Origin of the sequence: Daejeonella sp., assembly GCF_044232565.1 — a bacterium.
GTDB lineage: Bacteria > Bacteroidota > Bacteroidia > Sphingobacteriales > Sphingobacteriaceae > Daejeonella.
In genome coordinates this window covers 1-10,648 of record NZ_JBIILQ010000076.1, presented here as the reverse complement: position 1 = coordinate 10,648, position 10,648 = coordinate 1, and the positions used below count along the sequence as shown (strand labels likewise).

6 protein-coding genes are annotated in these 10,648 nt (G+C 36.3%); 3 read left to right on the top strand and 3 right to left on the bottom strand.

Annotated elements, in window-relative coordinates; translation table 11 throughout:
* Positions 1-3,243 (top strand): CusA/CzcA family heavy metal efflux RND transporter (locus ACILQF_RS06050; protein WP_395626519.1); only part of this gene is annotated, 3,243 nt, incomplete at its 5' end.
* Positions 3,244-3,275: 32 nt separating this feature from the next.
* Positions 3,276-4,409 (top strand): efflux RND transporter periplasmic adaptor subunit, encoded by a 1,134-nt coding sequence (locus ACILQF_RS06045; protein WP_395626518.1) that lies wholly within the window; start codon positions 3,276-3,278, stop codon positions 4,407-4,409.
* A 284-nt stretch (positions 4,410-4,693) separates the two neighbouring features.
* Here ACILQF_RS06045 and ACILQF_RS06040 read toward each other — a convergent pair whose 3' ends face one another.
* From ACILQF_RS06040 to ACILQF_RS06030, 3 genes are all read right to left on the bottom strand, one after another.
* Positions 4,694-5,776, bottom strand: a complete 1,083-nt coding sequence (locus tag ACILQF_RS06040; protein ID WP_395626517.1) for a formylglycine-generating enzyme family protein — start codon at positions 5,774-5,776, stop codon at positions 4,694-4,696.
* Between the two features lie 131 nt (positions 5,777-5,907).
* Positions 5,908-7,107 carry a mannonate dehydratase gene (gene uxuA, locus ACILQF_RS06035; protein ID WP_395626516.1) on the bottom strand — a complete coding sequence of 400 codons (1,200 nt, stop codon included), beginning with the start codon at positions 7,105-7,107 and terminating at the stop codon, positions 5,908-5,910.
* Positions 7,108-7,923 (bottom strand): SDR family oxidoreductase, encoded by an 816-nt coding sequence (locus tag ACILQF_RS06030; RefSeq protein WP_395626515.1) that lies wholly within the window; start codon positions 7,921-7,923, stop codon positions 7,108-7,110.
* A gap of 255 nt (positions 7,924-8,178) precedes the next feature.
* Between ACILQF_RS06030 and ACILQF_RS06025 the strand changes: the two genes are divergently transcribed.
* The coding region (locus tag ACILQF_RS06025) for an outer membrane beta-barrel protein (RefSeq protein WP_395626514.1) at positions 8,179-10,648 on the top strand (2,470 nt) is incomplete at its 3' end.

Sequence of the window (10,648 nt, the reverse complement as noted above, 5' to 3'; positions counted from 1 at the left end):
TCTGTAATACCTCTATCCATGCTTTTCGCAATCATTTTGATGAATACCTTCAAAGTGAGTGGCAACTTAATGAGTTTAGGGGCACTAGATTTCGGACTAATTGTAGACGGAGCAGTTATTATTGTAGAAGCCGTTATGCATCAGCTCTCTCGCAGCAATAAATTCGGAGTAGCTAATCGACTTACACAGCCTGAAATGGATGGTGAAGTAAAAAAATCAGCCAGTAAAATGATGAATAGTGCAGTTTTCGGACAAATAATTATTTTAATTGTCTACCTGCCCATATTTACGCTTCAAGGGATAGAAGGTAAAATGTTTAAACCAATGGCACAAACAGTCGCATTTGCCCTTTTAGGAGCCTTTATACTCTCATTAACCTATATTCCTATGATGAGCGCATGGTTTTTAAGTAAAAAAATAAAGCATGAGCCTAATTTATCTGATCGGATAATGTTTAAAATTGAAGAATTCTACCAAAGACAATTAACAAAAGTCTTGAGAATCCCAAAAACTATCTTGGGAATAGTAGTCGCCTTATTTATTGCAGCCCTAGTTATTCTTTCCAATTTAGGAGGGGAATTTATTCCGGCCTTAGAAGAAGGAGATTTTGCAGTAGATACTAGAGTTTTAACTGGAAGCAATCTCAATACAACCATTGAAAGCACCACTCAAGCAGCCCGAATTTTAAAAGAGAAATTCCCGGAAGTCATCAAGGTAGTCACAAAAATCGGAAGTGGAGAAGTCCCAACCGACCCGATGCCAATGGAAGCAAGCGACCTTATGGTAATCATGAAGGATAAAAGTGAATGGACCAATGCCAAAACATTTGATGAAATGGCTACAAAAATGAGCAAAGCTCTTGAAGATGTTCCAGGTATTACCGTGGGCTTCCAATTCCCTGTCCAGATGCGATTTAATGAATTAATGACTGGCGCAAGGCAAGACGTTGTTCTAAAAATTTTTGGTGAAGATTTAGACACTCTATCAAAATATGCCGAAAAACTAGGCAAAATCGTGAATAAGGTGGATGGTAGTCAGGATCTTTATGTAGAACCAATAACTGGAGTGCCGCAGGTAATAATAGACTATAATCGGGATGCCATTGCACAATACAATTTAAACATTGCAGATATCAACAGAGTTGTTAATTCTGCATTTGCGGGTCAGAGCGCTGGGCTTATATTTGAGGGTGAAAAGCGCTTCGACTTAATGGTTCGATTAAATTTAGACAAAAGAAAAAACCTCGACGATGTACGAAATCTATTGATTCCTAGTCCCCAAGGCACCTTTATTCCCCTTCACCAATTGGCAAGTGTAGAAATAAAAAACGGTCCCAATCAAATACAACGGGAAGATGCAAAACGCAGAATTGTGGTTGGATTTAATGTGCGTGGTCGCGATGTTCAAAGCATTGTAAATGAATTACAATCAAAAGTTGATCAAAGTATTAACTTACCAACTGGTTATTTTATTACTTATGGTGGTGCATTTGAAAATTTAAACGCTGCAAAACAAAGACTTATGATCGCCGTCCCCGTTTCACTCGCATTAATTTTTATCCTTTTATTTTTTGCATTTAATTCAATAAAACAAGGATTAATTATTTATACCGCCATACCCTTATCTGCAATTGGAGGGATTTACTTTTTAGCATTAAGAGGTATGCCCTTTAGTATTAGTGCAGGTATTGGATTTATAGCACTTTTTGGTGTTGCTGTATTGAATGGAATTGTGCTCATAGCAGAGTTTAACCGACTAAAAGAATCTGGTTTAAACGATCTCCGACGAATAGTTTTAATGGGTACAAAAACCAGATTGAGACCGGTATTAATGACTGCTTTTGTAGCTTCTTTAGGGTTCCTACCTATGGCATTAAGCAATGGCGCAGGTGCAGAAGTTCAAAAACCTTTAGCCACCGTAGTAATTGGAGGTTTAATGATTGCTACACTACTGACTTTGTTTGTTCTACCTATCCTTTACATTATTTTTGAAGGACCAACAAAAGTTACAATCGCTAAAAAAACCGCTACTACAATATTAATTCTTTGCTTTTTGGGGATAAACAATGTGAATGCCCAAGAAAAAATTGATTTAAAGACGGCGATAGATTTAGCCTTAAATAACAATCGGACTGTTAAAAATGAGAATTTAAAAGCCGAATACAATCAAAAATTGATTAAAACAGCTAAAAATATCAATCAAGCGACATTAAGCACAGAGTTTGGCCAAATTAATAGTATTTATACGGATACCCGATTCGGTTTATCGCAATCGTTTAGCTTTCCAACAATTTATTCTAATCAGAAAAAATTGCTAAATGAGGAATGGAAATCGTCGGTATTAAGCGTCTCACTAAAAGAAGCTGAGGTCAAAAAAGCAGTAAGTCAATTATTCTATTCCATCTTAATTTTACAGGAAAAAGAAAGACTTTTGATTGAAGCAGACAGTATTTACAACAATTTTCAAGAGAAAGCTGAATTACGTTTCAACGCTGGAGAAAGCAATGTTTTGGAAAGCGCAACTGCAAAAACCCAAAGAGGAGCTGTGTTTTTGCAGCTTAAGGCATTACAAGAAGAGATTGAATTGGCGAAATTGCAATTCCAGCTCGTTTTAAATACAGAAAATAGAATGGAGCCTGCACCGATGTCACCCTTAATCCCAACCATCTTTTCGTTTGATAATCAAAATATTACAAAGCATCCACTCATTCAAATTGCTAATCAGCAAAAAAATATTGCTTCTGCAAATACGAAGCTTGAAAAATCGAAGTTTATGCCGGAATTGAGCTTGGGATATTTCAATGCTAGCATCAGGGGGACGGGAGCAGATGATAAATATTATCCAAGATCTAAACGTTTTGGATCTGCATTTGTGGGAATAGGGATACCCGTTTTCACTTCTGCCCAAAAGGCAAGAGTTAATGCTTCGGTCCTATCAGAAAAAATCGCGGAGAATAATTATCAAACTCAAAAAAGCAGCGTCGAAACAGACTATTTAAGTGCCATATCACGCTTTAAAACGTATAAAGAAACGCTCAATTATTTTGAGGAATCATCTCTTCCGGAAGTGAAAAAAATTAAACAATCATCTTATAATCAATTCATTAATGGAGAAATAAATTATTTAGAATGGGTAATGTTGAACAATCAAGTATTTATGCTTCGAAACAATCATCTTGATTTAATTAGGGGACTAAATGAAACCATTATTCAAATCAATTATCTAAGTCAGCAGGAGAAATAAAATTAATTCACAGCATTTTTTAACATAATTAGATGAAAAATATATTCATAATCACCTTTGCATTATTAATTACAGCATGCGGATCAGGCACGGAGAAAGAAACAAGTACTGAGGCTATCAATGGCACTGAAAATATAGTCATACTCAATAAAAAACAGTTGACTGCTGCCAAACTTTCAATCGGCAAGCTTGAAGAGAAAATAATAGGATCATTCATCACTGCCAATGGAACTATTGATGTACCGCCACAGAACATGATTTCGGTCAGCGTGCCTTTAGGAGGTTATTTAAAATCGACTAAATTACTCCCAGGATCACAAATTAGGAAAGGAGATATTATTGCAATTATGGAGGATCAGCAGTATATCCAAATGCAGCAAGATTACCTGATTACAAAGGCTAAATTGGCATATAGCAAATCGGAATTTGAACGCCAAAGAGAGTTAAACTCGAGTAAGGCAAGTAGCGACAAGGTATTTCAGCAAATTCAAATGGAATATAATACGCTAAGAATTACATTGAACTCATTGGAGCAAAAATTGAAAATGATAAACATCAAGCCTGAGTCAATTACTGAAAACAATATTTCAAGCACTATAAAAATTTATTCTCCTATTAATGGATTCGTTTCTAATGTGTTTGTGAATATTGGGAAATTTGTAAACCCATCTGATGTACTTTTTGAATTAATCGACCCTTCTTCTATTCATTTAAATCTTAAAATATTTGAGAAAGATTTAAACAAGCTAGCTATCGGACAGAAACTAATTGCTTATTCTAACAATGATCCAACTAAAAAATACGCGGCTGAAATAAATCTAATAAGCAAAGAACTTTCCGCAGAGCGCCTTGCAGAAGTACATTGTCATTTTGAAAATGCAAATAAAAACCTAGTACCTGGCATGTACATGAATGCAGAAATTCAATTGAAAAACGATAGTAAATTAGCCATTTCAGAAGACGCAATCGTTAACTTCGAGAACTCTGACTATGTTTTTGTTCAAAAAAGTAATAACACTTTTGAAATGACACCAGTTAAAATAGGTACTCTTGAAAACGGATTTATAGAAGTTATTAATGCGGAAAATTTTAAAGGTAAGCAATTGGTTACCAAAGGAGCTTATACCCTTTTAATGACGTTGAAAAACAAATCAGAGGAGGAGTAATAATAAGGAGATGTATTTCAATTAAATGGGAATACATCTCCTTATTTTATTATTTTAAACCAAAGAATAGAAATTTAGTTCTTTGTAAATCTAGCAGGTATTCCACTCGTGCAACAGCTTTTTTTTGTTTTGTTATTTTTGCTTAAAGTCGGTGATTTTTGCTTAATCACATTTGAATTATCGGCTTCATAACAAGATGGTAATAGAATTATTAAAGGCAATGCAAATGCAAATAGATGTATAATAAATAAGGTTTTATTTCTTTTCATAATTAAATTCATCCATTATTTAACACATCTAAATCCCAAATTACTCATTCCAGAATCAGGTGAGCTTTTCATACGTCTTGCTGATCTATAGCCTGAACAATAAGATTCATTACACATAAAAGAACCACCTCTAGACACCTTTTTCGGAGTATAGGGTTCATCCGGATCAAAACTATCTATAGGCCCTTTGGGGTTGTTTATACCATTCGGAATATTTACAGTTTTATAATAATCATTACGATACCAATCAGAGCACCATTCCCACACATTACCTGCCATATCATAGAGTTTATACCCATTTGGTTTGAAGGATTTTATAGGCGCTAATGTGGTAAATTTATCTAATGCCGTATTCATATTTGGAAAGGTCCCCTCCCAAGTATTTGCTTTAGGTTTACCAATATTTACATGTTCATTTCCCCAAGGGTAAATATTATTAATTAATCCACCTCTAGAAGCATATTCCCATTCTGCTTCCGTTGGAAGTCGTTTTCCAACCCATTTACAATAAGCCATGGCATCATCCCAACTTACATGAACAACAGGAAAGTTTCCTTTCCCTTTGATATCACTTCCTGGCCCATCAGGATGCTTCCAGCTTGCACCGGGCACCCAAGTCCACCATTGAGAATAATCATTTAAATCTACCTGCTGTGTAGGTGGCGTAAAGACTAAAGAAGCTGCAACTAATAAAGATTCATCGGGTTTTGGAGTACCTGGAGGCAATTGTTTTTTCAGCTCTTCCCAATCAGGTTTTCTTTCTGCGGTAGTTAAATAGCCTGTACTTTCAACAAATTTGGCGAACTGATCATTAGTTACTTCATGCTGATCCATCCAAAAAGCATCAATCATCACCTTATGTTTGGGATATTCATCTTCTGAAGCTTGATCATTATCCGCACCCATCATAAAAGCGCCACTAGGAATCTTCAACATCCCTGAGTTAGAAGTATCCCCATTGAAGGAAATTTGATCTAAACCTATTGGTTTTTGCGTTGTCTCTTGCAGCTTAGAAGAATTGTCTGCTTGTCCGCAAGACATCAAAGCTGCAAAAGTCAGTTCTAAAATAAATAAATAAATTATTTTGTGCTTGTTCATTCTTGTGCCTATAAAGTGATCAATTTAATCAAAATTAAAAATATAAGAAAATTTAAGGAGATTTCCAAGGAGAATCGATTAAATCGAAGAGTAATGTTAATAAAAAAATGGCATTAGCGAGGCAAAGGAAGTCAATCTTCTAAACTTTTTACAATCCCATATTCCAGTCCTCTTAGTTCTGCAAGCCCTCTTAAACGCCCAATTGCCGAATATCCCGGATTGGTTTTCTTGTTCAGATCATCCAACATTTGATGACCATGATCAGGACGCATAGGAATGGATATTTCCCTAGCCTGAGATATTTTTACCAATTTCTTAACTACTTGATACATATCTACATCCCCAGCCAGGTGATTATCCTCATAAAAATCGCCCCATTCGTTTCTGCGTGTACTCCTTAAATGAATAAAATTAATTCGATCTGCAAACTGCTCGACCATCGCAGGAAGATCATTATCTGGCCTTAGCCCGAATGATCCGGTACAGAAACAGAGTCCATTAGCTAGCGAAGGTACCGCAGAAATTAGTTCAGCAAAGTCGGAAGCCGTACTAAGAACCCTGGGTAGCCCAAAGATTGCATAAGGAGGATCATCGGGGTGTATGACCATTTTCACCCCACACTCCTCAGCCACAGGAATAATCTCTTGTAAAAAGAAAATTAGATTTTTTCTAAGCTGTTGTTCATCAACACCTTGATAGGTATCTAAAGCTTGTTGGAATTGAGCAATAGTAAAACTTTCCTCACTTCCGGGTAAACCGGCAATAATATTTTGGCTGAGTAAGTCTTTTTCATTCTCGTTCATTTTACTAAAACGGATGGTAGCACGTTCAATTTCTTCAGCAGAATAATCATTCATTGCCCCAGGGCGTTTCAAAATAAAAAGGTCGAAAGCAACAAAAGCAGCCTTTTCAAAACGAAGTGCCTTAGAGCCATCTTCAAGCACGAAGGCCAAATCTGTACGCGTCCAATCGAGCACCGGCATAAAATTATAGGTGATGATTTTTATCCCACAAGAGGCCAAATTTTTTATGCTTAGCTTGTAATTTTCAATATATTTCTGGAAATCTCCCTGTTGAGTTTTTATTTTTTCATGAATAGGAATACTCTCCACAACGCTCCAAATCAAACCAGCATTTGAAACCTCCAATTTTCTCTTCTCAATTTCAGCTAGTGGCCATACTTCTCCATTAGGGATGTGATGGAGAGCTGTTACCAGTCCCGAACAACCCGCCTGCAAGATATCAGACAAACTAACCGGATCATTTGGTCCGTACCAACGCATAGTCTGTTGCATTCCATAGGCCCCAGCAATTGAACTATTTACACTCATTTAAACGCCTCCAAAAATTGAAAATCCACCATCCACACAAATCATCGACCCGGTAACAAACTTCGAAGCATCGCTTAACAACCAAACTAGGGCACCCTGCAATTCATCTGGATGCCCAAAACGTTTGAAAGGTGTATTTCTAATCACTTTTTCACCGCGCTCCGTAAATGTTCCATCGGGATTTGTCAAGAGATTTCTATTTTGCTCCGTCAGGAAGAAGCCGGGTGCAAGAGCGTTCATTCGTATACGATCGCCGTAGCGGTTTGCGAGCTCCACGGCAAACCACTGATTATAACAATCTACTGCAGCCTTGCCCATGTTATAGCCCAAAACACGAGTTATGGCACGTTTAGAATTCATTGAAGAAATATTGACTATGCTACCTCTTTCGGTAGTTTGTACGATGGCCTCACCAAATATTTGCGAAGGTATTAAGGTCGCCCAGGTATTGAGTTCCATCACTTTCTTCATCCCCTCTAAATCCATTTTAAAAATATCTTGATCAGGCATTAGTACACCTTCCGGCTTATTACCTCCTGCCCCATTAACTAGGCCATCTATCCTGCCAAAAGCATCTAATATTTTATTTTTGGCATCAATCAACTGGCCCTCATTCATGGCATCTGCAATTAACGCAATTGCACGTCCACCTTGCTTATTGATTGCCTGCGCACGTTCATTTGCGACCTCCACATTTCTTCCTAAAATGCCAACAGCACCTCCGGCATTTACAATCCCATTGATAAAGGAATTACCCAAAATACCTGTACCTCCGGTAACAACAATCACTTTATCCTTTAAAGAAAACTCTTCCATATCTTTTAAAAATACAATTACATTAATTTCAATCTACCCATGCAATATTAAAATAAAACAGGACATTAATTTAATTCGAATTTAAATTAAATTTCGATGAAAATTGGGCTCTAAAATGCAAAAAATATGGATTGAAAAAAATCATTGTAACATTAAGATTAGTATTCCATTAAGAGTCTAGAAGGTCCGTATATTTGAATTTTTATTTCAAATTCAGCACAGGATGTTAATATCGAATTCTGTGAATAACAACCTATGAAAAGACTCATACTAACCCTTCTTTTTATCATCTCTGTTTCTCCAATTTTTGCTCAAAATTATATAATAAAGGGAGTGGTTCAAGATACAACTGGAACACCCTTAACAGGAACTCTAATTAGGCTAAAATGGGCTGGCGATAGTATTGCAACTGCTGCCGACATAAATGGTGCTTTTACTTTTAATAATTTAAAATGGCCTGAATTTAATTTTTCCGCTGCTTTTTTAGGTTTTGAAACGTTCATCAAGACTTATAAAATCACTTCTGGAAATACACTTAGCATTCCAACTATTACTTTAAAAACATTATCTAATACGCTCAATGAAGTAATTATTAGCGCAGTTACCTCTGTAAAAATTGGAGAAGATACGGTTTCATTTAATGCGGCTGCCTATCCGGTAAGACAGGGAGATGCTGTAGATGAAATACTTAGAAAACTCCCAGGGGTTAAAGTTGATGTGGATGGAAACGTTACAAACCAAGGGGAAGCGGTTACTAAAATCAGAATCAATGGAAAAGATTTTTTTGGAACCGATGTGGCCACTGCAATTAAAAATTTACCCGCCGATATAATAAAAAACCTTCAATTTATTGATGACTATGGCGATCAAGCAAGGTTAACCGGTATAAAAACAGGCGAGCCCGAAAAAATATTGAATTTAACTATTCAAGATGATAAGAAGAAGGGTTATAGCGTCCGAATGTCAACCGGAAGGGGAAATGAAGATCGTTACAATAATTATATTCGTGCAAACACCTTCAAAAATGACCAGCAAATATCATTTGATGGGACAATAAATAATTCGAATACTCGGGGAGGCGCAAACGGAATAACCACCACCAAAGCTTTTAATACCAATTACCGCAATGATTGGGGAAAGAAATACTCAGCTGATGCCGCTTATGGCTTTAGCAATAGAAAAAACACAACACTAACAAAAACATTCACGCAAAATTTCCTGGAGAACTTCACCCGTAGCGAAAATGCTTTTGCAAACAACAATAGCAATAATTTCAGTCATGAATTTTCAGGGAATTTTGAATTTAAGCCTGATACACTCAATTACTTTAAGCTTTCACCACGCTTAACTTTCAACGACAATAACTCTAATAATTCGGGTTTATATGATATAAAACAAGAGGATTTAATTACAGAAAGAACAAATGAATCGGGCACTGATGCAAGTTCACTAAACATTGCGACAAATCTTTTCTACAATCATAGATTTCCTAAAAAAGGCCGTAGTATGAGCATTAGGGGTAATTTAAGTTTTACTGAAGGACAAAATTTCAGGAATGTATTGAATAATTACTTGATTACACAGAATGGAAGGGACTCTACACGCCTACAAAACCAATTGATTGATAATGTGAATGATAATCTTTCTTTGTGGACTAACATTTCCTACATGGAGCCGCTTTGGGCTAAGAATTTCATAGAATTTAGCTATAGTAGGAGTCAGTCAGTAACCAATACAACCCGTGAAACCAATGATGTGGTCAATGCAGTATCCACTTTCAATCCTGAGCTAAGCAATGATTACGAGTATTCATTTACAACCAATCGTTTTGGACTAAGCTACCGATTTATTGAGGATAAATTCAATTATACTTTAGGCTTAAATGCTCAACCAGCGTTACTAGAAGGCCGAAATTTGAGTAGAGGGATTGATACAAGAAAAGAAACTTTCAATATTATTCCATCGGCGCGACTTTCTTATAAATTTTCAAAGCAGCAGGCACTACAAGTTAATTATTGGGGCAGAAACAACCAGCCAGGATTCCTTCAATTACAACCGATTACAGACAATTCAAACTTACAGAATACGGTTACTGGAAATCCGGATCTAGATCCCGAGTTCGTACATTCCTTTAATGCCCGTTACAACCAATCGGATTGGGATAAAGGACATATTTTATATGCCAATATAGCCTTCAATCAAACTCAAAACAAGATTGTCACCACTAAAATTCAGGTTCCAAATACAATTAACCAAGTTACAAGCTATATCAATACAAATGGTTTTTATACGGCCCAAGGGGATTATTCGTATGCTGTTCCTTTTGCCGAGCGCAAATTCACCATTACCTATTCCGGACAAGGCTCTTTTAATAATAACGTAGCTTTTATTGATCAGGCTAAGAACATTGCAAAGAACTTAGTAGTGCGTCAAGAATTACAATTTGAAGTGGATGTTAAAGACGTGATAGATGTTGAGCTAGAAACCTCCTATTCGATTAATACGACTACCTATTCGCAAGAAAACTTTGCAGATCGTAAAACCAATACGGTAGAAATTGAATTTAGAGGTCGAAATTACTTTTTCAAGGACCTCACACTGGGTTATGACCTCAGAAAAACCATCAACTCTGGATTTGATAACTCGATTATAAGAAATCCAACCATTTTAAGATTGTACACAGAATATCGCTTCATGAAAGCTAATGTTGGTGCCATCCGATTTG